This window comes from Rhizobium sp. RU20A (assembly GCF_900155885.1).
Lineage (GTDB): Bacteria > Pseudomonadota > Alphaproteobacteria > Rhizobiales > Rhizobiaceae > RU20A.
In genome coordinates this window covers 395202-420002 of sequence record NZ_FTMB01000001.1, presented here as the reverse complement: position 1 = coordinate 420002, position 24801 = coordinate 395202, and the positions used below count along the sequence as shown (strand labels likewise).

Genomic DNA, 24801 nt, shown 5'->3' with positions numbered 1-24801 from the left:
CCCCCTCCAGAACCGGCCCGCCGCCGGAAAGTCTCGAAGAGCAGGGCCGCCCTGTCAATGCCGCGCATGGGCGGCCGGGCGGACAAATGGCGGAAGGACCTGTCGCCCCTTCCGCCGAAGGGGCTTATTCCTTGACGGGCTCGCCCTTGACGCGGACTTCGGAAATGCCGCCCCGCACGACGCGGATCTTCACGCCCTCGGCGATTTCGACTTCCAGCTCGGCATCGTCGATGACCTTGGTGACCTTGCCGACGATACCGCCGCCGGTAACGACCTGGTCGCCGCGGCGAATGTTCTTCAACAGCTCTTCGCGGCGCTTCATCTGGGCGCGCTGCGGGCGGATGATCAGGAAATACATGACCACGAAGATCAGCAGGAAGGGCAGCACCGACATCAGGATGTCAAGACCGCCGGCAGCGGGAGCCGGTGCAGCGGTCTGCGCGAAGGCTTCGGTAATGAACATTCAAAACTCCATGATTGCGTAGGGACGGGCAAGGGAAATGACCGCCGATATATAGGGAGCGGCAAGCCCCATGCAACGCGCGCGCTGTTATCCCTCACTGCCGCTCGCCGCCCTGCCCGGTTCTCCTTGCCTCTTACATGAAAAGAAGGGGGCGAGAAGTCTTTTCTGGCCGAAGTCGTCCTTTTCGCTGCGGTTTCCCCATGCTAGCCCAAGCCGGCGTTTACGAGGAATGGAGGCCGTGATGACGCTTGCCGACACGAAAATCGACACGTTGATTGCCGAAGTCCGGCGTCTGTCGGATGCGCTGGAGCGCATCGCCGGGCCAAAGCCTGCCGATAACGATTTCGTCAACGCCGATTGTTTCGTCTGGTCCCCCGCCCGCCAGCACCTCATGCCGGTTATCCGGCCCAACCGCGTCGATCTCTCACTCATCCAGGGCGTCGATCACGTGCGTGACATTCTCTTTGACAACACCGATCGCTTCGCGGCCGGCTTTCCCGCCAACAACGTGCTGCTCTGGGGCGCGCGCGGCATGGGCAAGTCCTCGCTCGTCAAGTCCGTGCATGCAACGGTGACGGAAACGGTCGGCCATCGGCTGAAGCTCGTCGAAGTCCACCGCGAGGATATTGCCAGCCTGCCGCTGCTGATGGAAATCCTGAAAGCGGCGGACAAGCGGTTCATCGTCTTTTGCGACGACTTGTCCTTCGACCATGACGACACATCCTACAAGTCGCTGAAGGCGGTGCTGGATGGCGGGATCGAAGGGCGGCCGGACAATGTGCTCCTCTACGCAACCTCCAACCGCCGGCACCTTCTTCCACGCCACATGATGGAAAACGAGCAATCCACCGCCATCAACCCGTCCGAGGCGGTGGAAGAGAAGGTATCGCTTTCCGATCGCTTCGGCCTGTGGCTCGGCTTCTACAAGTGCAGCCAGGATGACTATCTGAAAATGATCGACGCCTACGCCGCGCACTTCAAGTTGGCGGACGATGTGACGACACTGCATCCCGAAGCGCTGGAATGGGCAACGACGCGCGGCTCGCGCTCGGGCCGCGTCGCCTGGCAGTATATTCAGGACCTTGCTGGTCGCAGGCGCAAGACCCTCTCCTGAAACGACGAAGGGCGACCCGCGAAGGCCGCCCCGTTCCGTCGCGTCTGGTGTCGCCCGGACCGGCCTATTCCAGATAGGTGGTCGGGTTGACGGCGGTGGCGTTCTTGCGCACCTCGAAGTGAACCTGCGGCTGCGTCGCTTTGCCGGTCATGCCCGAGGAGGCGAGCGTCTGGCCGCGCTGCACCTTCTGGCCGCGCTGGACGTTGAGGGCGGAGGCGTTGCCATAGACGGTCACGGTGCCGTCGTCGTGGCGCACGAGAACAGCGTTGCCGAGTTCCTTCAGGCTGCTGCCGGAATAGATGACGACGCCATTCTCTGCGGCCTTGATCGGCGTGCCCTCGGGGACCGAGATGTTGATGCCATCGTTGCGGCTTCCGTCGACGTTGGCGCCGTAGCCGGCGATCACCGCGCCGCGCACCGGCCAGCGATACTTCTCGATACCCGTGGCCTTCGGCGAGGCTTCCGTCACGTCTGACTTGGTCTCGGCATCGGAGACGCTCTGCTTCGGCTCGAGCTTGGCGACCTCGACGGGCTTCTGCTGTTGGCCAGCCGGCTTCTGCTGCTGACCGGCCGGCACCGTCGCGGTCTTCACCGGATCGGGCTTGGCCGTATCCGCCTTGGCGACCACGGCGCCGCCAGCCGGGATTGCAAGCTTCTGGCCGATGCGGATCGAGGCCGTATCAAGCCCGTTCGCCTGTTTCAGGGCATCGACGCTGACACCATGGGCCTTGGCGATCTTGTTGAGCGAATCGCCGGGCTTGACTTCGTAGCCGCCCTCGCCTGCCGCACCGGCATTCTGCTTGCCGGCCGCCACGTCGCTACGGCCGCCATTCTTGTCGCGGGTCTGGTTGGTCTGGCCGGGCAGGATCGCCACATCGCGCTGGTCGGTCGGCAGCGGCGATGGCTTCTGCTTGTTGATGTCGAGGGCGGTCGCCTGTTCGGAAGCCGAAGCCTTTGCAGCCGAACCGGGAACGCCGAAGGTCGGAACGACGAGCCGCTGGCCAGGTTCGATGGCCGACGCGGTCTTCAGGCCATTTGCCTTCATCAGTTCCTTTTCCGGAACACCGAAGCGGCGGGCGATTGAGGACACGGTATCACCCTGACGAACCATTACGGACGGGGCATTCGCCGTCGTCCATCCGTTCTTGGAGCCACCGGTCGTGACCGGATCGGGTGCCGCGTGCCGCGCCTGCTCGGCCAGCGTGTTGCGGCCGGCCGGCATGGGCTGCTCGAGGACCTGCTGACGGGACGAGGCAGACGGGTCGGCGAGCGCAACGCGCTGGACACTGACCGGCGTCGAGGCCATGCGGGCACCGGAGACCGGCGTTGTCGCCGTATTGACGGGATCATAGCCCTGGCTCGGAACCGGATCGGGGAAAGGCTGATTGATGGCCTCGTTGCGCGCCATCTGCGGCTGCGGAGCGGCATAGGAGCCCGCACCGGCAACATCCTCGGCGGGGATCGGCGCATTGCCGCCACGACCGGGAATGGACGCGGTTGTCATCGCATCGGGACGTGAAAAAATGCCGCTGAAGCGCGACGTATCAGAACTGCACCCGGCGGCAGAACCTGCCAGCAGAACAGCCACACAAAGGCGGAAAATTGACCTGGATGCGGCCGGAGACACTCGATGACGCATGACGCTTACCCACAAGGAACGCAACTTCATGGGATTTATTAAAGCGCATTAGAGTTACCGCGCCGTTAAAGCGTTCGTCGTTCGCGCGTCTTTTTGGCTTTTTGATAACCATGACCACGACGCGCCGGCGCCAGGGCCCTGATCTGCATGGTCTGCGGCATGCGGCTGCGACGCATCATGCCAGCACGCGGCGTTCAGAAGGTTTCGGAATAGAGCTTCACGAATTCGGAGACGCCGGAGCCTTTTTCATCGGGTTCTGCAAGTGTAATGCGGGTCGTGTCCCAGGCACGATAGGTCCCGTCATGCTCGACGCTGACGGGCGACGGCGTATCGACAAACGTCTTGTCACTGTCGAGGAGAACGCTGACGAGGCGGTGGAACTCGGGTTCGACCACCGAGCCGCTTTCCTCGCTGTATTCGAAGGATCGCAGGCCGGCAACGGCCGCCTCGCGGGTGCCAAAGTAGCGCAGGCTGTTCTGGTCCTCGCTGCGCAGTGAATCGTAATAGTCGATGAAGGCGCGGTAATAGGCCTTGTAGTCGCCCGTCTCGCTGTAGCGGCCAAAGGCCTGATGTTCGCGCCGTGCCAGTTGCGGGCTTAGGGCATTCGACCATTCCTCGCGCGTCAGGGCCGGCTGGCGTTCCGCTGCGCGGCGGGTGCGGCTGAGGTAGAGCAGCGCTTCGGCCGAAAGCTGGATGCGGCTCGGCGTTTCGAGATAGGAATTGACGGCGGCGACTGCCGCGGCGGTCGCATCGGCGGAGACCGGGGCGGAGGGCTGCGCCTGCCGGCCGTGCGGGTTGCCGCGCCCGTCACCTGCCGCCGCATTTGCGATCATTCTGCCATCGACCTGCATGAGCCCTGTCCCCGTTCCCGCACCAGTCGCCACCTTCTGACGAGGCGCGGAACAAAATCCTCACATAAGGCGATGCGCCTCGAAACTTGCGCGAGGCTGACTATGGTTAACGCAATCTTAACGACTTGAATCGCGATTGAAATTGCGCGAGCAAGCGGCACGCCACGCGGTAGCGCGCGTGCCCGCCTTTACCGGCCGACCGAAGAATCAGGGAAATCGGGCGATTGTCCGCTCAGAGAAAGGCGGCAAGCTTCGGCACGATGGGCAGGTAAGGCGCTTCGAAGAGATCTTCGCGGTCGAAGCGGCTGCCTGTGCGCGACAGGCGAACCATACGGCAGGTTGTCTCCGACAGCATGATCGGCAGGATCAACATGCCACCCGACACGATATGCTCGGAATAGACGCGCGGCAGGCTGTCGAAGGCGGCGGTGACCAGAATTCGGTCGAAGGTACCCTCCCCGAGCAGGCCGGCACTGCCATCGGCGTGGCGGGCGACGACATTGCGGATGCCGAGGCGATCGAGGTTTTTCTGGGCGCCAGTCACGAGCGTGCGGTAGCGGTCAATGGTCACCACGCGGTCGACGATGCGGGCCATGACGGCGGCGGTAAAGCCGCTGCCGGTCCCGACCTCCAGAACCCGCTGGCCGGGCTTGAGGTTCAGCGCGTTGAGAAGGCGTACGGCGAAATCGAGGCCTTCCATAAAGGCGCCGCAGTCGAGCGGAAGGGTGCGAGAGCTATAGGCGTCGGCCTGGAACTGGGACAGGACGAATTCACTGCGGGGCGTCTGTTCCACCGCATTGAGCAGTGCAGCCGAGGCGATGCCCTCTGCCCTCAGCCGCAGGAGCAGCGATGCCATGCCTTCCTGGACGGCGACCCGCTGTGGCATCAGGCGTCGGCGCCTTCCAGCAGCGCACGGGCGACGCGATCCTGAACCGAATAATCGGTCAGATCGAGCTTCAGCGGCGTGACCGAGATCTTCTTGTCGCGCACGACCTGGATATCGGTGCCGGCCCGGAAATCGCCAATGCGCTCGCCGAAGCGCAGCCAGAAATAGGGATGGCCGCGCCCGTCGGAGCGCTCGTCGATCGTCAGGCCGAAATCCAGCTTGCCCTGCGCGGTGACTTCGGTGCCCTTCACATCCTCCGGCAGGCAGTCCGGGAAGTTGAGGTTGAGGAAGGTCCAGTCGGGAAGCTCGACCTTCATGAGCTTGCGGATGAGAGCCGGCGCATGGGTCTCGGCGACTTCCCATGGAACAGGCGTCATGCTGCCATGGGCAAAGGCCTGGCTGAGCGCAAAGGAGCGCACGCCCTGCAGCGTGCCTTCGATGGCACCGGCCACCGTACCGGAATAGGTGACGTCATCAGCCATATTGGCACCGACATTGACGCCGGAAAGAACCAGATCCGGGGCGCGGTCCAGCACCTTGCGGACCCCCATGATGACGCAATCGGTCGGCGTGCCGCGCAATGCGAAGCGCTTTTCCTCGATCTGGCGCAGGCGCAACGGCTCGGAGAGCGTCAGCGAATGGGCAAGACCACTCTGGTCGGTTTCCGGCGCGACAATCCAGACGTCGTCCGATAGCGTGCGCGCGATGCGCTCCAGGACAGCAAGGCCCTCGGCATGGATACCGTCGTCATTGGTGAGCAGGATGCGCATGCGGTTCTCCTCAGGCTGCCTTCTCGATACGGGTCAGGCCGCCCATATAGGGCAGCAGGACCTCGGGGATCGAAACGGACCCGTCCTCGTTCAGGTAATTTTCGAGCACCGCGATCAGGCAGCGGCCGACCGCCGTGCCCGAGCCATTCAGCGTGTGCACGAATTTCGTCGCCTTCTCGCCCTTGCCGCGGTATCGCGCATCCATGCGCCGCGCCTGGAAATCGCCGCAGACCGAGCAGGAGGAGATTTCGCGGTAGGTGTTCTGGCCGGGCAGCCAGACCTCGAGATCATAGGTCTTGCGCGAGCCGAAGCCCATGTCGCCGGTGCACAGAGTCATGGTACGGAAATGCAGGCCGAGCCGCTTCAGCACCTCTTCGGCACAGGCCGTCATGCGCTCGTGTTCGGCAATCGAGCTATCGGCATCGGTGATCGAGACGAGTTCGCACTTCCAGAACTGGTGCTGGCGCAGCATGCCGCGCGTGTCGCGGCCGGCCGAGCCTGCTTCCGAGCGGAAGGACGGCGTCAGCGCCGTGAAGCGCAGCGGCAGCTTCTCCTGGTCGAGGATTTCGCCGGCCACCAGATTGGTCAGCGTCACCTCGGCGGTCGGGATCAGGTAGCGGCCGTCGGTGGTCTTGAAGAGGTCTTCCTCGAACTTCGGAAGATTGCCTGTGCCGTAGAGGGTTTCTGCCCGGACCATCAGCGGCGAGGAGACTTCCGTATAGCCATGTTCGCGCGTGTGGAGGTCCAGCATGAACTGGCCAAGCGCGCGCTCCAGGCGGGCGATCTGGCTGGTCAAAACCGTGAAACGCGAGCCGGACAGCTTGGCGGCCCGGTCGAAATCCATGTAGCCGAGGGCTTCACCGATCTCGTAATGCTCCCTCGCCGGGTGGCTCCAGGTGGGCTTTTCGCCGACAGTGCGCGCCACGACATTGCCGGTCTCGTCCTTGCCGACCGGCACATCGTCATGCGGAATGTTGGGAATGCGGGCGAGCGCATCGGTCAGTTCGGCCTCGATGCTGCGGCTTTGCTCCTCCAGCGCCGGCAGCGTGGTCTTGAGGTCGGCGACTTCGGCCTTCAGGCTTTCGGCCAGCTCCGAATTCTTCCCCGCCATGGCGGCGCCGATTTCCTTCGAAGCGGTGTTGCGGCGCGACTGCTTGTCCTGCAAGTCCTGCAGAACGGCCCTACGACGCTCGTCAAGCGCGATGAGGCCGGCCGCCAGCGGGTCTGCGCCGCGCTTTGCAAGCGCTGCGTCCAGCGCTTCGGGGTTCTCACGGATCCATTTGATGTCGAGCATGATCGTTCCAGACGGTTTTGGCCGGGCCGTGAGGCCGCTTTCCGGGCGCGTCATGCGCGAACGGCGACCTGCCGGGTACGACGTGAAATGTGCGGCCCGCCGAAACGCGGCAGGCCTTGCGGATCAGGTCTCGGCGACCTCTCGCGCGGCCGCTTCCTGCTCCCGCTGGCGCTCCACGAGTCGGGCGGTATAGATGGAAATCTCGTAGAGAATGAGGGCAGGCAGTGCAAGACCGATCTGGGAAACCGGATCCGGGGGCGTCAGCACGGCGGCGACGACGAAGGCGATTACGATCGCATATTTGCGCTTTTCACGCAGGGTCTCGCTGGTGAGAAAGCCGGTGCGCGCCAAGAGCGTGGTGATGACCGGAAGCTGGAAAACCAGGCCGAAGGCGAAGACCAGCGACATGATCAGGCTGAGATATTCCGAGACCTTCGGGAGCAACTGGATCGCCACTTGCCCGTCACCGCCGCCCTGCTCCATCGACAGGAAGAACCACATCACCATGGGCGTGAAGAAGAAATAGACAAGCGCTGCACCGAGCAGGAAGAGCAAGGGAGAGGCCACCAAAAAGGGCAGGAAGGCCGCGCGCTCATTCTTGTAGAGGCCCGGCGCCACGAACTTGTAGACCTGAGTCGCGATGATCGGGAAGGCGATGACCATCGCACCGAACATGGCAACCTTGATCTGCGTGAAGAAGAACTCCTGCGGCGCCGTGTAGATCAACTCGACATTGCGATGGTTGAGGCCTGCCCAGCTTACGGCCCATTTGAAGGGCTGCACCAGCACGTTGAAAAGCTGCTTGGCGAAGAAGAAGCAGACGAGAAATGCCACGAAGAAGGCACCGACCGCCCAGATCAGGCGCGAGCGCAATTCGATGAGGTGCTCGATCAGCGGCTGCGGCTTGTCGTCCAGATCGCCGCTCATGCCTCATCTCCTGTCGTCTTGATCTTGCGGGGTGCGCGCGGCTTCTTCACCACGTCGCCGGCTCCGGCGACCGTGTTCGCCGCATCGGCCTTCTTGCGGCTTCGGGGTTTTTCGACCTTGGCTTCGTCCGGCTTCGCGGGACTGGCCACCTTCCTGGGTGCCTTTGCAGCAGGCTTTTCGGCTACCGGCACATCGGCCGGCAGCGCGGCGGACGCCTTTGCGGTCGCTTCCGCCTCGTCGAGACGTTTCAACTGCTTTTCGGCAGATGCGCGCGCTGCGGCTGCGACCGTCTCGGTCTTTGCTAGCTCACCCTTGACCACCGGCGCGGCCGCAACAGCTGCAGCGCCGACGGGTGCGGCGGCGGAAGGCTGCGCCGTCGGCGAAGCGGTTGCAGGCGTACTTGTCGTGGATGAGACTGGCATTGGATCGGAATGCAGGACCTCCCCGACCGGGACATCCGGCAGCCCGAGGCCCGAAGCGATGGCCTCCGCTGTCACCGCCTCGCCATCGCCAAGCGGCGTTGCAGCCGACGCTGGAGCGGCAACCGAAGGCGTTGCGGGACGCGTCGCGTTCCGGATATCGGAACGGATGTCCTCGCCCGCCTGGCGAAGCGGATTGATCGCTTCGCGGATGGCATTGGCCGGGTTCAGTCGGCGGGCATCATCGATGGTCTTTTTGACATCATCGAGTTCGGCCTCGCGCAGCGCCTCGTCGAACTGCTGGCGGAAGTCCGACGCCATGCCCCGCAGCTTGGTCGTCATCCGACCGAAAGCCCGCAACATGGGCGGCAGGTCTTTCGGCCCGACCACGACAATGAGCACGATGGCAATCACAACCAGCTCGGTCCAGCCGATGTCCAGCATGTCGAAGCATTCCTTACACGACGGCGACCACCCCGACGGGGTGGTCTAACCGCGAACCATGACGACGATCAGCGAACTTCGTCGGACTTGTGTTCCACGGTCTTGGAGTCCACGCCGGTCTGGGGCGTGGAATCGTCGTCGTTCATGCCCTTCTTGAAATTCTTGATGCCCTTGGCAACGTCGCCCATCAGTTCCGGAATCTTGCCGCGGCCGAAAAGAAGCAGAACGACGACCAGAACGATCAGCCAGTGCCAGATGCTAAAGGAACCCATTACCCTATCTCCCAGTCAGGACCTTCACCCATATGGGGCGGTCCTCGTTCCAATTACCAGTCGCTACGCGTCTGAATTCAACGATTTTTCCAGCCTATGCGGTCACGTTCGCTTTTTCAAATAGCAATATGTCGCCGGCGTCAACGGAAAGCGTGACTTCCCTGAGGCCCTGAGGCAGGACATCCGCCTTTATCCGCGCACGAACCGGAGTTTCCGATCCCGGAACGGCGAAATTGAGGAGCTCGACCACCCCCAGGAAACGGCGCGACAAAATGCGCGCGGGGATGGAACCGCCGGTCTCCCTGACATTGACGCTGGACAGGCGCACGGCCGCCGAAACGGGCGCCCCCTCGGCCATCCCATCGGCGGCAACGGTGCCCAGCGGCGTTTCGACGCGGCCCGACCGCACGGTGCCTTCGAAGGCGTTGATCTCGGAGAAGAAGCCGGCGGCAAACAGACTCTTCGGCCGGCGGTAGAGTTCGTCCGCCGTCCCATGCTGGATCAGGCACCCGTCTTTCAGAAGCGCGATCCGGTCGCCCATCCGCATCGCCTCCTCCGCATCATGGGTCACGACGATGGCCGTGGCACGTGTTTCCCGCAGAATGGCGAGCGTGTCGGCACGGATCGAATCCTTCAACCGGGAATCGAGCCCGGAGAAGGGTTCGTCCATCAACAGGACGGACGGGCGCGGGGCGAGCGCACGGGCCAGCGCCACACGCTGCTGCTCCCCGCCGGAAAGCACGTGCGGATAACGATCAGCATAATGTGATAGGCCGACACGCTCCAGCGCCGCATCGGCCTCTGCAAGCGCAGCCGCCCGCGACATGGCCGTGAGGCCGTAGCGGACATTGTCCCGAATCGTCAGATGCGGAAAAAGCGCGAAATCCTGGAACATGAGCCCGACGCCGCGTCGCTCCGGCGGAACAAAGACGTGCGGACCGGCGATCTCCAACCCGTTCAACCGGACGCGCCCCGCCGATTGCGCCTCGATGCCGGCCGCAATCCGCAGGAGCGTGGTCTTGCCGGAGCCGGAGGGGCCGAGCAGGCACAGGACCTCGCCGGCTTCTGCCGTCAGCGAGAGACCCCGGATGGTTTCGCGCGCGCCATAGCGGTGGTGGATGTCATCGAATTCGAAGCGGCCGGCGAAGGTGACACCCGCCGTGCGCCGTGCCCGACCGGCCTGCGCCGTCTGTGTGTCAACCGTCATGCCCGACCTTCATTCGACTGCGCCGCCACGAAAGCCGCACATGATGACGGCGAAAGCAGCGGCAAAACAAGACTTATCCAATCAGGTATGCTCTTCTGCCTCTTCCCCGCCCGGTGTCAAGAGGCCGAGTTCCTCAAGGTCGAGCTGGGTGATGGGGTCTTCGTCTTCCGTGAGGTCGTCGTCGCGCGGCGCGGGGATGGAGAGGCTGGGCGGGATGCGACCCGACAGCAGGCCGGCGCCCTTCAGCTCCTCGAGCCCGGGAAGGTCACGGATTTCCTCAAGGCCGAAGTGATCGAGAAAGTCGCGCGTCGTGCCGAAGGTGACGGGGCGGCCAGGCGTGCGGCGCCGGCCGCGAAAGCGCACCCATCCCGATTCCAGCAACACATCCAGCGTGCCCTTGGATGTCTGCACGCCCCTGATGTCCTCGATTTCGGCACGGGTCACCGGCTGGTGGTAGGCGATGATGGCGAGCACTTCGAGGGCGGCGCGGGAGAGCTTGCGTACCTCGCTCTCGTCCCGACGCAGCTGGAAGGTGAGGTCAGCGGCGGTGCGGAAGGCCCAGCAATCGGCGACCTGCACCAGATTGACGCCGCGCGTTGCGTAACGCGCCTTCAGGCCGGCCATTACAGTGCGCACGTCGACGCCCTTTGGCAGGCGGTCGGCCAGAAAGCTCTCCGTGACGGGTTCGGCCGAAGCAAAGACCAGCGCCTCGGCGATGCGCTCGGCCTCGTGCAGCACGGCCTCGTTCATGCCGACCTGGCCTTCGGTATCGTCGGGCAGAACCGCGTCATCACCCGGCTCCCGGCTCGTCTGCGACGTTTCAGTCATCGCTGGCCTCCAGCGCGGCGAGTTCCTCCGGCGTCATCGGGCGCGGTCCGGTCTTCAGATAGATCGGCGCGAAGGCATCGGACTGGCGAATTTCCAGCCGTCCTTCGCGGACCAGTTCGAGCGTTGCGGCAAACGAACTGGCAAGCGCCGTCGCGCGCTGGCGCGGATCCGTCAGGTAGCGCGTCAGATAGGCGTCGAGCGCGATCCAGTCGTGGGTTTCGCCGAGCAGGCGTGCCAGAATGAGACGGGCGGAGGATAGCGACCAGACCTGCCGTTTCTCGATCGTCACCTGGGTGATCGCCTGGCGCTGGCGCAGCCCCGCATAGGCGGACAGAAGATCGTAGAGCGATGCGTCGAAGGCCTGCACGCGCTCCACCGGCACATGCTCCGGCGCGCCGCGCGCAAAGACATCCCGCCCAAGGCGGTTGCGGTTGACGAGGCGGGCCGCGGCATCGCGCATCGCTTCCAGCCGCTTCAGGCGGAAGGCGAGCGCCGAGGCGAGTTCCTCGCCCGAGGGACCATCATCCTTGGCCTGCTGCGGGATGAGGAGCCGCGATTTGAGAAAGGCGAGCCAGGCCGCCATGACCAGATAGTCGGCGGCGAGTTCAAGGCGAATGCTGCGGGCCGTATCGACGAAGGCCAGGTATTGTTCGGCCAGCGCCAGCACGGAGATGCGGGAAAGATCGACCTTCTGGTTACGCGCCAGATGAAGAAGAAGATCGAGCGGGCCTTCAAAGCCGGCGATATCGACGACAAGAGCGTCCTCCTCGGCCGGCGCTTCGGCCTCCTTGGACCAGAAACTCTCCATCGGGGTCGTCGTGCCGGCCCGCTTCTGCCCCTCTGCCGCCGCCATGTCGCCTTGCCCCCTGCCTTCGTGCGCCCGCCGAATGGATCCTGCCCTTCCTCCGATACGACGTCTGTCAGGCGATGGGAAGTAGATCCGCAAATTCGGCGCGCAGGGCCTGCTCGTCGCTCGAATCGGCCGGCGTGAAGGCCGAAAGCGCGGCCTCGGCCCGCCGCTGGCGGTCGCCCGAAAGTTCGGGCGCTGCGGCAGCCACCTGCACCATCTCCTCCATGATGCCGTGGCAATGCAGGATGATGTCGAGGCCGGCATCGATGATGTCCCTCGCCCGCTCGCCGATCGTGCCGGCCAGCGCATTCATCGAGACATCGTCGGACATCAGCAGTCCGTCGAAGCCGATCAGGCCGCGGATGATCGTGTCAACGACGATCGGCGAGGTCGTGGCTGGCCGGGCCGGGTCGATCGCAGTAAAAACGATATGGGCCGACATGGCCATCTTTTCGTTCTTCAGGGCCATGAACGGGCGAAAGTCGGAGGCGGCAAGCTCCTCGACGCCGACGGTAACGACCGGCAGGTCGTGGTGCGAATCAACCAGCGCGCGGCCATGGCCCGGCATGTGCTTCATGATCGGCAACATGTCACCCGCCTTCAGCCCGTCGGCCGCCGCCTGCCCGAGGGCCGCGACAACGTCGGGGTCGCTCGCATAGGCACGGTTGCCGATGACGTCGTGTACACCCGGCGCGGCGACATCGAGGACGGGCAAGCAATCGACGGAAATGCCGAAGCGCGTCAGATCGAAGGCGTGCAGGCGCGACATCAGCCAGGCGGCGCGCAACCCCTTCTCCGGGTCCAGCCGGTAGAGCGCCCCGATCGCGGCGGCATTCGGATAGGATGGCACGAGCGGCGGGCGGATACGCTGCACGCGCCCGCCCTCCTGATCGATCAGCACGGGCGCATCGGGACGGCCGACGCTGTCACGCAGGGCTGCCACAAGGTCCGTGATCTGCGCGGCATCGCCGATATTGCGGCCGAAGAGGATGAAGCCCCACGGTCGCTCATCGCGGAAGAAGGCGATCTCGTCATCGGTGAGGGTCAGGCCCTTGCAACCGGAGATGAAGGCTTTTGATGGGGTCATGCTCAAATCCCGGGGAAGGCGTCGCCGCGCGACGGAACAACAAGGTGTCCTGCCCGGCTCTCGATGTCCGGGCGGGCCGTGCAACAGAAAAGGGCGCCATCGGCGCCCCTTCCCTGCAGATGACAGCGCTTAGCGCGTGACGAGGCAGCTCCCGCCGGCGCTCTTGTAGCGCGCGCACAGCTGGTTGGCCTCTTCCTTCGAACCGGCCGGAATGCGCACGCGGTAGAAGGTGCCCTTGCCGGCAATGTCGGCGCGCTTGATATCAACGCCACGACCACCGATCACGCTGCCGAACTTGGACGAGAGGCTCGTAAAGGTCTTTTGGGCGTCGGCTTCGTTCGGAACGGAGGCGATCTGGATGACATAGGTCCCGGGCGCAACGGTCGTCGCGGCGGCCTCCGCGGTTGCGGACGAAACCGGCTGGGTTGCCGCAGTTTGCGACGGCGTTGCGGCCGCAACCTGGGTTTCAGGAGAGGCGGTCGGACGCAGGTTGCCGTTTTCCGTCACGGTGCCGACGACATTGACCGGCTGCTCGGCCGGGCGCATCTGCGGGACCGGCGTATTGGCGGGCGTATCAACGGCAGGCGTCGCAGCGGCTTCGGTGGCCGTTGCCGGCTCCGTTGTCGCCGGGGTCACCGGCACGGTCGTCGTGGTGGTGGTCGTCGGCGCGGCGAGCGCAACATCGCTCGCGGTTGCGGCCGGCACGGTTTCCGTTGCAGCGGGAAGCGTCGTGGTGGCCGTTGCGACAGGCTCGGACACGGGTTCCTCGCGGGCGACGAGCGTGCCGTCCGGCTTGACGATCATCGTACGGACCTTGCGCGGGGCAACGGCCGGGTTCTGCTCGTCCTTGGCCGCGGCGGCCGCTTCCTGGCCTTCCGGCAGCAGGCGGTTCTCGGCCGCATCCGCCGTGGTATCGGCCGGCGCCGCAGCACCGTCTTCCTCATCAGGAAGCGGCAGGGTTTCCGGCGTCAGCGTGCGCTGAACGACGTCGAGAGGTTCTTCCTTGGTGGAAACAAGAGCTTCCTGGCGCGGGGTCGAATCCTGCGTTCCGGCGACGCGGTCGTAGACGGCCTTGTCCTGGTTCGGAACCGTCTTGCCGCCCTTTTCCTCCGGAACGATCTTCACGGGGTCCTTGTCGGCCAGAATGACCTTCGGTCCCTCGGCTGTCAGGGCCGCATCGCTGCCTCCCATCCAGACATAGAGACCGGCACCGCCGAGCAGCAGCAGAACGGCGGCCGCGGCGGCGTAGACCGGCAGGCGCGAGCGCTGCCCGGATTCGGCGGCCGGAGAAACGTTGTCATAGGCCTCGAAATTGAACGCATCGACACGGTGCGGCGCGGCGCCGAACTCAGCGCGCTGCGCTTCAAAGGCACGGCGCACGTCTTCGTCCACCTGGAAGTCGCTGACGACCGACGGGGCGCTCTGGTGGGAGAACATGTTGAACATCTCGGCCACATCGGCAGCGGCCGATGCCTTGGCGACAGGCGTGGGTGTCTCCACGGTGGTCGGTTGATGCTCGGCGAAGAGCTGCGCCATTTCCGCATCGAGATCGAGGTCGAAATCGGCGTGCAGCGGCACGACGGACTGCGGCTCCTCGTGCACAGGCAGTGCCGGCACATCCATTTCCGAAATCGCGGAGGGATGCTCTTCGGTTTCCGCGATCATAGCCGGGTCGAAGGGCAGCGCCTCCTCGACGGGTTCCTCGATGGCGGCCAGTTCCGGCTCCCTCACCGGCTCGGGCGCGGCAGCCTGACGCTGCGGCGCGGCGTAGACAGGTTCGGGCTGTGTGGCAAAGATCTGGTCGACAACCGGTCCGCCTGTCGCGGCCTGCGGCTCATCGAAGAGATCCATGTCGAACTGGATATCGGACAGTTCCCGCTCGAAATTGGCAAGGTCAAAGTCCGGCTCCGGCTCGCTTGCGGCCACAGCTACCGGCGCAGCAGCAACGGCCGGAATGGCCGCGGCGGCAGCAACCACCGGGGCGGAAACCGGCGCAGTCTGCGGCACGGCCACGGCGGGCTCAGCCATAGCAGGCGTTGCATAGGAGCGGCTGCCGCTGGAACCGGCAACGGGCGTTGCGCGGCTAAAGACCGGCGTGAAGGGGTAGTTCTGCTTCTTCGCAGGCGTACCGGACTCCTGAACGGGAAGGACGGGCTCGGCAGCACGCGGGGCGACCGGCGGAACCGGGAAGCGCGCAACGTCGGCAAGCAGCTTGTCCACCTCGCTCATTTCCGGCTCGGCGGCGACGGCAGCGGGTGACGGCGGCACGACGACTTCCGGGCGAGCAGCGGTGAAAGAAAGCGGCTGATCAAAGCTCGGCTCGAGCCGCTCCACCGGCTGGGCCGCGACGGGAGCCTCCCGGCGAACGGTCTCAGGCTGCGGCACGACGGCCTCGACGGGCTCATCGAGAGCGATATCATCGAACACGGACATGTCGAAGGCGGGCGCATTGAACACGGGCTCGCCGTCGGACGGGACTGCAGCCGCCGTCTCGGCGCGCATGGAAAATTCCAGTTCATCGGCGAGGTCGAAAAGATGCGCGGCATCGTCTGCGGCCGGCGCGGGCGCCTCGAAGGCGTCACGCTCAGAGTGAGCAAAAACGGGCGCGGGCGCGGCATCAACGAAAGAGGCCCCCATCGCCGAAGTCGGCGCAGACGCTGCACCCACTCCATCGTCTGCCGATTCCACGACCAGTGGACGAACCGCGATCTCCGCCGGCGCCGGCGCCACATCCGCGACGACAGGCGCGGGCGCGGCATCCTGCGAACCGGCATAGCGGTCGAATTCGCGCAGAAGCTCGTCTTCGAGGTTGAACGGCGGATCGATCTTCACCGTTTCCTGATGGCGCTTCAGTTCCTTCAGCGTTTCCACGGCAGGGCGTGCGTCGTAGCCGACGATGCGCGCCAGTTCGCTCAAGGGATCGTCTTCGGCGAGCCCTGCGAAATTATCGGCATCGTTCCGGGCGAACTGTTTCTCTGCCATGCTGCTCCACTCACAACTAGCGTCTACTGACCTGCCAGTGCATTGTGGGCAATTGGTGACGCCGTCATCGCATCTCTTCGGGAGCAGCCGTGCCGGTAATCGACAGACCAGATCTCAACACCGACGCAACGGCATGCACCAGCCCAAGTCTGGCGAGCGTGGATTCTCGGTTTTTATCATTAACAAACCGTAAGTCAGGAGACTCTTTACCTTTATTCCAGTGCGCGTGGAAGGCACTGGCGAGATCATACAGGTAAAAGGCCACCCGATGCGGCTCCTGCGCGATCGCCGCAGCCTCGATCAGGCGCGGATATTCGGCAAGCTTGGCCACGATCTGCAACTCGTTGGGATCGCTGATATTGCCGGCGATGCAGGCAGAAAGATCAATGGAATCAATATCAAGGTCCGGAAAGGCTTCCTTCGCCTGACGGAAGACCGACGCACAGCGCGCATGGGCGTACTGCACGTAGAAGACCGGATTGTCCTTCGACTGTTCCGTGACCTTGGCGAAATCGAAGTCGAGCGGTTCGGAATTCTTGCGGTAGAGCATCATGAAGCGAACCGAATCACTTCCGACCTCGTCAACCACCTCGCGCAGGGTGACGAAATCGCCGGAGCGCTTCGACATCTTGACCGGTTCGCCATCGCGGTAAAGCTTGACGAGCTGGCACAGCAGCACCGTCAGCTTGACGGAACCGCCAGAGACGGCACGCGCCAGAGCCTCAAGCCGCTTCACATAGCCGCCATGATCGGCGCCGAGCACATAGACCATCTCGCTGAAGCCACGCTCGAACTTGTCCTTGAAGTAGGCGACGTCGGCGGCAAAATAGGTGTAGCTGCCGTCCGACTTGATCAGCGGGCGATCGATATCGTCGCCCACCTCCGTCGAGCGGAACAGCGTCTGTTCGCGGTCTTCCCAGTCCTCCGGAAGCTGTCCCTTCGGCGGCGGCAGCGTGCCCTTGTAGACATGGCCCTTGAAGGTCAGGTCGTTGATGGCGGTGCGGATCGGCGTCGCATTGTCGGCATGCAGCGAGCGCTCGGAATAGAACACGTCGTGCCTGACGTTCAGCGCTGCCAGATCCTCGCGGATCATCGCCATCATCGCATCGATGGTGCGGTCCTTGACGAGCGGCATCCACTTGGCTTCCGGCATGGCGCGCAGGCTGGAGCCGAATTCCTCGACCAGTCTCACGCCGACGGGCACGAGATAGTCGCCGGGATAAAGCCCGGTCGGGATCTCGCCGATCTCCTCGCCCAGCGCCTCGCGGTAGCGCAGGAAGGCCGAGCGGGCGAGCGTATCGATCTGCGAGCCGGCATCGTTGATGTAATATTCCTTGACCACCTCATAGCCAGCAAAAGCGAGCAGGTTGGCCAGCGCATCGCCGACAACAGCGCCGCGGCAATGGCCGACATGCATCGGGCCCGTCGGATTGGCCGAGACATATTCGACGTTCACCTTGTGCCCTGCCCCGAGCGTGACACGGCCGTACTCGGTGCCGCGGGCGACCATGTCGGCGAGCAGCTTCTGCCAGTAGCCGACCGACAGGCGGACATTGATGAAGCCCGGGCCGGCAATGGAGATGTCGGCGATCTCGGGATCGGCCTTCAGGACCTCGACGATCTTTTCGGCAAGCGCGCGCGGATTGGTGCCAAGCGGCTTGGCCAGCACCATGGCGGCGTTTGTGGCGACATCACCGTGACTGGCATCGCGCGGCGGCTCGACGGCAACGCGGGACAGATCGACCGGCGCCTGGCTGTCTCGAACCAGATCGACACCTTCAAGGGCAGTCGCAATCTTGGTTTGAAAATCGCTGAAAAGGTTCATCGGATCCATCCGCGCGGTCGTCCCGCGCGTCCTTCGGCCAGTGGCCATCAATACGTCTGGCAAGGGGCAAATACCCCGGTGAAATCGGCGCGGTCACTATCGCAATTCGGGTGTATGGTCAAACAAGCGCCTGTGTACGGTCACGGCAAAGGTGTCCGTCATGCCCGCGAGATAATCGCCCACATGCCGCGCCTTGGCGGCCTCGGCCATGCCCGGCAACTGGTTCACCCAGTAGTGACCTTCCATCAGCGCAGGGTCGGCGGCGAAGGCCTTGTAGAGGTCGACGACGATCTGCGCCGCGTTCTGGCGCACACGCATCACCTCGGGATGGCGATAGATGCGCTTCATCAGCATCGCCTTGATCTGCCGGTCGGTCTCGGCCATCTGATCGGAGAAGGTGGCAATGGTGCGGCCTGCTGCGCGCACGTCGCCGGCGCTTTGCGGCCGTACATCGCGCAGATTGGCCTGCGCCACCGAGATCACGTCCTCGACCATAGCGGTGATCTGGCGGCGCATGATCTCGTGGGTGAAGCGGGCCGGTTCAAGCCCCGGATAGCGATCATGCACGATGCGCATCAGGCCGGCGAGAAAGGGAATGTCCTCCAGCATCTCGAAGGTCAGGTAGCCCGAGCGCAGCCCGTCATCGATATCATGGGTATTGTAGGCGATATCGTCAGCGATTGCAGCCACTTGTGCCTCGAGGCTGGCATGGCTTGCGAGTTCAAGGTCATGCAGGGCGCAGTAGTCTAGGATCGGCTGCGGCACCTCGCCCTTGATGCCGGTGCCGTCGGCGCGCATCAGCGGGCCATTGTGCTTGACGAGGCCTTCGAGGCTTTCCCAGGTGAGGTTCAGTCCGTCGAATTCGGCGTAGCGACGCTCCAGCTTGGTGACGATGCGCAGCGACTGGGCATTGTGGTCGAAACCGCCATGCGGCTTCAGCATCTCGTGCAGCGCATCCTCGCCGGTATGGCCGAAGGGCGTGTGGCCGAAATCATGGACGAGCGCCACGCCTTCGGCCAGGTCCTCATCGAGCTTCAGGGCACGGGCCAGCGCGCGGGCGATCTGCGCGACCTCGATCGTATGGGTCAGGCGCGTACGGTAATGGTCGCCATCGGCGGCGATGAAGACCTGCGTCTTGTGTTTAAGACGGCGAAAGGCGGTGGTGTGGACGATGCGGTCGCGGTCGCGCTGGAAGTCGGAGCGCGTCGGACTGCCGACCTCTCCATACAGCCGACCCCGGCAGTTCCACGGGTCGGAGGCGTAGATTGCCCGCTCGCCATAGCCAAAACCCAGAGATTTGCCGTCAACCGTCATTTGCATGTCCTGAACCCAACGCCCCATTGACGCCTTCCATGGCCATTCATACCTATGGATGAAGACCGGGGGAAGAACGACCTTCGCATCCCTTGATATGGCTTATCTTTCAGTATCTTGACGATCGCCATTGAGAGAATGAGTCAGATCGTTCATCCTTTGCGGTGACAGAACCGGCGAATCTGCCCGCCTTGACCGGGCAGCAGGAGTGAACCATGAGCGAAACGAACGTGACCCTTTCCGATGCCGCCGCGCGGCGCATCGGCACCATCCTTGCCAAGGAGCCGGGCAAGGATGCCATGCGCGTCTCCGTCGAAGGCGGCGGCTGCTCCGGCTTTTCCTACAAGTTCGACCTCGTCTCAGGCGGCGGGGAAGACGACATCGTCATCGAGAAGAACGGCGTTCGCGTCCTCATCGACAGCCTGTCGCTGGTCTATATGAGCGGCTCGGAAATCGACTTCGTGGACAACCTGCTCGGCCAGTCCTTTCAGATCAAGAATCCGAATGCGGTCGCAAGTTGCGGATGCGGAACGAGTTTTTCGATCTGAGGCGCGGCGCGCGGCACCTAACACATTGAGTCCGAAAACAGTGGCAAGCTGCTGATATCCGAATCCTTTCGGACATTTCCTAGAGATAGGGCGAGCCGAGCCAGAAGATGCGGTCGATCAGCCGCGTGATGAAGGGGCGTGCCCGCAGGCGCTCAACCGTTACCTCCTCGGCGCCGCGCGCGAGCTCGCGAATGCGTGTCTCGATCAGCTGCGCAAAGCCGGTGTCGTAGATCTCGAGATCTATCTCGAAGTTGAGGCGGAGCGAACGCGGGTCGATGTTGGAGGAGCCGACGAAGCTCCAGGTCTCGTCGATCACGAAGAGCTTGGAGTGATTGAAGGTGCCGGGCGCACGGAAGATGCGGCAGCCGCCGCCAAGGATCTGCTCGAACTGCCCCGTCATCGCCCGGTCGACCAGCGTCAGATTATTGACGGACGGCACGATGATATCGACGCTGACGCCGCGCCGTGCCGCTGTGACCAGCGCGCCGATCAGTTCGCGATCCGGCAGGAAATAGGGCGACATGATCGTGATGGTGTTTTCCGCCACGGAGATGGCGCCGCACAAAAGCTTGTGGTTGGTCTCGTTGGCGCGATCGGGACCCGTCGCGACCGCGCGGGCCAGAACCGGATCTTCGTCCGGCGTGTGACTGAGCGGCGAATAGGCCCAGGCTTCCCCCTCCAAAGGTGTATGGCTGGCATAGAGCCAGTCCTCGGCGGCGATGCGAAAGAGGTCGGCGACGACAGGCCCGGTGACCCGGAAATGCGTGTCGAGGGAAGCCTTGTCGCCGGCGCATTCGCGGGTGAACTCGGCGCGAATATTCATGCCGCCGGTGAAGGCGACGGCGCCATCGACGATCATGATCTTGCGGTGCGTACGCAGGTTCGCATAGGGCAGACGCAGGCCCATGACGATGTTGCCATTGAAGACGGAAACGTCGATATCCGCCTCCCGCAGCGCCCCGACAATGCTCGGTACGGAATAGCGGGCGCCAACCGCATCGATCAGCACCTTGACGGCCACGCCGCGCCTGCGGGCGGCGGAAAGCGCCGCAACGAAGCGAAGGCCGATCACATCGCGCGAGAAGATGTAGGTCTCGATAAGGACGCTGCGCTCGGCCGTCGCGATTGCCTCCAGCATGGCGGCATAGGCCGTGTCGCCGTCAAGCAGCGGGGTGATGGCGTTGCCGTCCGTCAGCGGGGCGCGGGTGACCTTGTCGGACAGGCGCTTCAGCGCCCCGAGCCGGCCTCCGAATTTCTCAGCCACGGCCACGGCGCCGACCGGGCCGGAGACCGCCAGACGATCGGCGGTGCGGGCCAGTTGCATGCGCTGGAGACCGACCGTATGCCGCCGCATGCGATTGATGCCGGCAACGCCGTAAAGCAGCGCGCCGACAATGGGCGAAAGAACGATCACGCCCACCCAGCCAATCGCCGAGCGCACCTCGCGCTTGGTCATCGTCGCATGGATGGCGGCCGGAACGCCCATGAGAACGGAGAGGACGGCCAGCACATGGGGCCAATTGGCCTGGAGCGTTTCGAGCATGGCTCCAATATAGGCTGGGGACGCCGTTCGGCAACGACTGCCGCCAGCATGCTGCGCCGCTGTGCATAGACGGGCGCGCCTCTCAGCAGAGCGACGAAAAGCGATACCGCGCGCGGCTGCAATCGGTTAGAGGATAGCGACGCCGCGCGCTGCCGCCTCGCTTTGCCTGCGGGGCTGGTGCGTCATGTCAGGCCAAGCTGAGGACGGATGAGATGAAGATCGCGACCTGGAACATCAATGGCGTCAAGGCGCGCATCGAAAACCTCGTGGCTTGGCTGACAGAAAGCCAGCCGGACATTGCCTGCCTGCAGGAGATCAAGAGCGTCGACGAGGGGTTTCCCCGCCTTGAGATCGAAGCGCTCGGCTACCACGTCGAGACCCACGGCCAGAAGGGCTTCAACGGCGTCGCCCTGCTGTCGAAGATGCGGCCGGACGAGGTGATGCGCGGCCTGCCGGGTGACGAGAGCGACGAGCAGGCCCGCTTCATCGAAGGCGTGTTTTCGGTCAAGGGCGGCGTCCTGCGCGTCGCCTCGCTCTATCTGCCGAACGGTAATCCGGCCGGCACCGAAAAATACACCTACAAGCTCGCCTGGATGGACCGGCTCGCCGCCCATGCCAAGGCGCGCCTTGCGCTTGAAGAGCCCTTCGTGCTGGCCGGCGACTACAATGTGATCCCGCAGCCGCATGACTGCTGGGATCCGGCCGTGTGGGCTGAGGATGCGCTGTTCCTGCCCGAAACGCGCCAGCGCTTCCACGCGCTTGCCCATCTCGGCCTGACGGATGCGCTCCGGGCCTCAAGCGATGCCGTGCCGCTCTATACATTCTGGGATTATCAGGCGGGGTGCTGGCCGAAAAACCAGGGCATCCGCATCGACCATCTGATGCTCTCGCCCGAGGCCGCCGACCGGCTCAAGGATGCTGCCGTGGAAAAGCATGTGCGGGCTTGGGAAAAGCCGTCCGATCATGTCCCCGTCGTCGCAACGCTCGCTTTCGAGCCGGCCTGACCGGGCCGGACCTCGCTTCGCCAAACCGCGATCAGTCGTCGTCGCCGGGGTGGATGGACTGCGCCATGGTGATGGCGGAGCGACGTTCGTCTTCAGTCGCAATCGAGAAGGCCTGTTCCTGCATGGGCTGCAGCCAGTTGCGTTCCTTGGGGCCGCACTGGTTCAGCGCCGCCGTCATATAGGCAAGACCGCGCACGGAATGCCCCTCGTTGAAGAGCACGCTGCCGAAGACGCCCATGGCGCCGACATGGCCGCTCTTTCGGGCGCGGTTCAGCCACTTCTTGGCCTGCTGGACGTTGACCGCCCCGCCCTCGCCGGCCAGCAGCATGCGGGCAAGCTGGAACTGTGCTTCAGCGACCCCAAAGGTGGAAGCGGCCTGGAAATAAAGCTGGCGGGCCTGGGCGAGATCGGCGGAAACCGGGCTGTCGGGGATGCCGCGGCGGTAATAGCCGGCGAGCGAAATCAGCGCGTTCACGAAGAAGCCGGTGTTTTCTGAGCCCGGCTCCACGCCTTCGCGGGCGATCTCGCTGTAGATCTTGAAGGCTTCGAGGTCGTTTTCGGCAACACCATCGCCGGCGGCATACATGTTGGCCAGCGCCCAGCGCGAGCCGGTATGGCCCTTTTCGGCGGCATAACGATAGGCCTCGACCGCCTCATCCTTGCGGCCGTCCTTATAGGCAGAGAAGCCAAACTTGAAGAGCGCGAAGGGACCGGAGTCCTTGTTGACGTTGTCCTGTGGATCAAACGCCAGACATGGCGTGGTCAGAAAAAGGCTTGCAACGGCGACAATGGTCGCGCCGGTCATGAAAGCTTTTGCCGAAAGAAGTTCGCTGATGCGCATGTTTCCGCGTCTGTCCGTCTTCACTACCTGCCGGTCGTCGCCTTCGCCGGAACGCCCCAATCCATCAGCCCATCCTCTCGGATCTGGCCCTCCGGCATGAAGGCAAAAAGGGAAAATTCTTCGTGTCCGTCTCATCAGGCCTCAACGCCGCAGGCGCAAAACTCATTATGCAGGTTTGCCTGCCGCATGGGGTGCGCTCCGTTTGTGGCGGGAAATGGACATCGGCCTCCCCGCCGATGCTGATAGCAAACTATAGCGAAAAATGTGTTGCGGAATCGTCACAACACTTCCGACGCAAAGTCGAAGACGGCGCGCCGCGACGTTTCGACGAAACCTTATGCTGATCAAAACGTTAATGGGCCCGGCTTTGACAGCCGAGCCCATTCTTGTTTGCAAAGCCTGCGCGTCAGGGTCAGAACTTGACCTTCAGCGAGGTCGAGACGGCCGTGACGATGTCGGTGCCGTAGTCGTAGCTGACGCGGCTGCCGAAGGTGCGGCCGTTGCGCGTGACCTGGCCCGAGGAGCCGCTGGTCAGCAGGCCGACGGCGCCGGCAAGGCGGAACTCGACATTTTCGGTCGGCGTGTAGGAGAGGCCGGTGCCGAGGGTCCAGGTGTCGCTCAGCGCCCCGATGCCGGTGCTGACGCCGCGGTCCCAGGTGAGGCTGACGGCGCCGCTCCACTGGTCGTTGAACTTGTGGCCAACGCCGCCCGAGACGGTCCAGCCGTCGCGGTAAAGCAGATCAAGCGAGGTTGCTTCCGTCGGGCTGCCCGTGGTGCAAGCCGCGATGCTCTTCGTGGAGACCGGGCAGAAAGGCAGGCTCTGCAACTGGCTCCAGTCGGTCCACTTGACGGAGCCGAAAACCAGCCAGCCGGGTGCAACGCCGGTCTGCAGCTTGATCTCGAGCGAGTCCGGCATGCTGGCAGAGCCGTAAACCGGGATGTTGGCAGCCGGGAGCGGCGCGACCACGGCGCCGGGGACCTGGCGCAGGTCGAGCGTGCCGGTGATGTTGTCGAGATCGACGGCGCTGTTATAGACGACGCTGGCGCGCAGCGCGTATTCCGGGATTTCGTAGGCAACACCCGTGCGCCAGCCCCAACCATGGCCCTCGAGCGAGAGGCGACCGACGCCCGTCAGCGGCGCACCGGCCGGCAAATCGAAGACGAGACGATCCTTGAAACCGGAGACTTCCTGGTAGAAGGCGCCACCGAGGACACGGAACTGGCCCTGTCCAAGGTCGAAGGAATAGGAGCAGGTCGCGCCGTAATTGTCGCTGTCGATCTTGGTTTCAATGTTGTCGTTGGCGCCTGCCCAGTTGCGGCCTGGATTGAGGTGAGCACCCCAAGGCTGCGAGTAGTCGAGAAGGCAGTCGACGCGATCGCCAATACCAGCCTTCAGACCGATCCGCGGGACCCAATAGCCTTCGGTATCGCGCACGTCATTGTTCTTCAGGCCGTTAAGGTTGCCGTCCTGCGGAATATTGTCACGCACGTTCTTCAGGTCGCGCTGCGGGTTCACATAGGTTGCCGCCGCTTCAGCCGCGTAGTCGGCCGGATCGAACAGAAGATCGATATTGTAGCCGCCCCGTTCCAGGCCACCTGCATGGGCTGCCGTCGAAGCCAGCATTGCCGCTGCCGCCACCAGTACGCCGCGACGCATTTTGTTGTTCAGCATGAAGTCCTCCCAATGCCTGAA

The 24801-nt window shown here is 64.0% G+C and carries 22 protein-coding genes; 3 read left to right on the top strand and 19 right to left on the bottom strand.

The window, feature by feature from the left end; translation table 11 throughout:
- Positions 1–124 precede the first annotated feature (124 nt).
- A complete protein-coding gene (gene yajC, locus F3H41_RS02050) occupies positions 125–463 on the bottom strand; it encodes a preprotein translocase subunit YajC (protein ID WP_149736915.1) in 339 nt (112 codons plus the stop codon).
- A gap of 241 nt (positions 464–704) precedes the next feature.
- Between yajC and F3H41_RS02045 the strand changes: the two genes are divergently transcribed.
- On the top strand, positions 705–1577 hold the full coding sequence (locus tag F3H41_RS02045; protein WP_149736914.1) for an ATP-binding protein: 873 nt from the start codon (positions 705–707) through the stop codon (positions 1575–1577).
- A 64-nt stretch (positions 1578–1641) separates the two neighbouring features.
- On the opposite strand, the gene F3H41_RS02040 is transcribed toward F3H41_RS02045, so the two are convergent.
- From F3H41_RS02040 to F3H41_RS01970, 15 genes are all read right to left on the bottom strand, one after another.
- A complete protein-coding gene (locus F3H41_RS02040; protein ID WP_149736913.1) occupies positions 1642–3216 on the bottom strand; it encodes a LysM peptidoglycan-binding domain-containing protein in 1575 nt (524 codons plus the stop codon).
- Positions 3217–3410: 194 nt separating this feature from the next.
- On the bottom strand, positions 3411–4067 hold the full coding sequence (locus F3H41_RS02035; RefSeq protein ID WP_149736912.1) for a biotin biosynthesis protein BioC: 657 nt from the start codon (positions 4065–4067) through the stop codon (positions 3411–3413).
- Positions 4068–4299: 232 nt separating this feature from the next.
- A complete protein-coding gene (locus F3H41_RS02030) occupies positions 4300–4953 on the bottom strand; it encodes a protein-L-isoaspartate(D-aspartate) O-methyltransferase (RefSeq protein WP_149736911.1) in 654 nt (217 codons plus the stop codon).
- Positions 4953–5723, bottom strand: a complete 771-nt coding sequence (gene surE / locus F3H41_RS02025; RefSeq protein WP_149736910.1) for a 5'/3'-nucleotidase SurE — start codon at positions 5721–5723, stop codon at positions 4953–4955. Before surE ends, F3H41_RS02030 begins: the two co-directional genes overlap by 1 nt.
- Positions 5724–5733: 10 nt before the next feature.
- Complete coding sequence (gene serS / locus F3H41_RS02020) at positions 5734–7017, bottom strand: serine--tRNA ligase (protein WP_149736909.1); 1284 nt, start codon at positions 7015–7017, stop codon at positions 5734–5736.
- Between the two features lie 123 nt (positions 7018–7140).
- On the bottom strand, positions 7141–7944 hold the full coding sequence (tatC, locus tag F3H41_RS02015) for a twin-arginine translocase subunit TatC (protein ID WP_149736908.1): 804 nt from the start codon (positions 7942–7944) through the stop codon (positions 7141–7143).
- Positions 7941–8807, bottom strand: a complete 867-nt coding sequence (gene tatB, locus F3H41_RS02010; RefSeq protein WP_149736907.1) for a Sec-independent protein translocase protein TatB — start codon at positions 8805–8807, stop codon at positions 7941–7943. Before tatB ends, tatC begins: the two co-directional genes overlap by 4 nt.
- Before the next feature lie 68 nt (positions 8808–8875).
- Positions 8876–9079: a twin-arginine translocase TatA/TatE family subunit gene (locus tag F3H41_RS02005; protein WP_149736906.1), complete on the bottom strand. Its 204-nt coding sequence runs from the start codon at positions 9077–9079 to the stop codon at positions 8876–8878.
- A gap of 94 nt (positions 9080–9173) precedes the next feature.
- Positions 9174–10286 carry an ABC transporter ATP-binding protein gene (locus tag F3H41_RS02000; RefSeq protein ID WP_149736905.1) on the bottom strand — a complete coding sequence of 371 codons (1113 nt, stop codon included), beginning with the start codon at positions 10284–10286 and terminating at the stop codon, positions 9174–9176.
- An 81-nt stretch (positions 10287–10367) separates the two neighbouring features.
- Positions 10368–11036: an SMC-Scp complex subunit ScpB gene (gene scpB, locus F3H41_RS01995; protein WP_149738168.1), complete on the bottom strand. Its 669-nt coding sequence runs from the start codon at positions 11034–11036 to the stop codon at positions 10368–10370.
- Between the two features lie 70 nt (positions 11037–11106).
- Complete coding sequence (locus F3H41_RS01990; protein WP_244616114.1) at positions 11107–11922, bottom strand: ScpA family protein; 816 nt, start codon at positions 11920–11922, stop codon at positions 11107–11109.
- Between the two features lie 112 nt (positions 11923–12034).
- Entirely contained in the window at positions 12035–13051 is a 1017-nt protein-coding gene (gene nagZ, locus F3H41_RS01985) for a beta-N-acetylhexosaminidase (protein WP_149736903.1), read from the bottom strand.
- A 129-nt stretch (positions 13052–13180) separates the two neighbouring features.
- Positions 13181–16033: an SPOR domain-containing protein gene (locus tag F3H41_RS01980; protein ID WP_149736902.1), complete on the bottom strand. Its 2853-nt coding sequence runs from the start codon at positions 16031–16033 to the stop codon at positions 13181–13183.
- 64 nt (positions 16034–16097) lie between these two features.
- A complete protein-coding gene (gene argS, locus F3H41_RS01975) occupies positions 16098–17858 on the bottom strand; it encodes an arginine--tRNA ligase (protein ID WP_149736901.1) in 1761 nt (586 codons plus the stop codon).
- Positions 17859–17954: 96 nt separating this feature from the next.
- Positions 17955–19172: a deoxyguanosinetriphosphate triphosphohydrolase gene (locus tag F3H41_RS01970; RefSeq protein ID WP_149736900.1), complete on the bottom strand. Its 1218-nt coding sequence runs from the start codon at positions 19170–19172 to the stop codon at positions 17955–17957.
- A gap of 215 nt (positions 19173–19387) precedes the next feature.
- Here F3H41_RS01970 and erpA point away from each other — a divergent pair, with 215 nt between their 5' ends.
- On the top strand, positions 19388–19720 hold the full coding sequence (gene erpA / locus F3H41_RS01965; protein ID WP_149736899.1) for an iron-sulfur cluster insertion protein ErpA: 333 nt from the start codon (positions 19388–19390) through the stop codon (positions 19718–19720).
- Between the two features lie 79 nt (positions 19721–19799).
- Here erpA and F3H41_RS01960 read toward each other — a convergent pair whose 3' ends face one another.
- Positions 19800–21263, bottom strand: a complete 1464-nt coding sequence (locus tag F3H41_RS01960) for a phospholipase D-like domain-containing protein (protein WP_149736898.1) — start codon at positions 21261–21263, stop codon at positions 19800–19802.
- A gap of 212 nt (positions 21264–21475) precedes the next feature.
- Here F3H41_RS01960 and xth point away from each other — a divergent pair, with 212 nt between their 5' ends.
- Positions 21476–22267 carry an exodeoxyribonuclease III gene (gene xth / locus F3H41_RS01955; RefSeq protein WP_149736897.1) on the top strand — a complete coding sequence of 264 codons (792 nt, stop codon included), beginning with the start codon at positions 21476–21478 and terminating at the stop codon, positions 22265–22267.
- Between the two features lie 31 nt (positions 22268–22298).
- On the opposite strand, the gene exoR is transcribed toward xth, so the two are convergent.
- The gene (gene exoR, locus F3H41_RS01950) at positions 22299–23108 is read right to left on the bottom strand and encodes an exopolysaccharide production regulator ExoR (protein ID WP_149736896.1); all 810 of its coding nucleotides are present in this window, start codon (positions 23106–23108) and stop codon (positions 22299–22301) included.
- 412 nt (positions 23109–23520) lie between these two features.
- On the bottom strand, positions 23521–24780 hold the full coding sequence (locus F3H41_RS01945) for an OmpP1/FadL family transporter (protein WP_149736895.1): 1260 nt from the start codon (positions 24778–24780) through the stop codon (positions 23521–23523).
- Positions 24781–24801 lie beyond the last annotated feature (21 nt).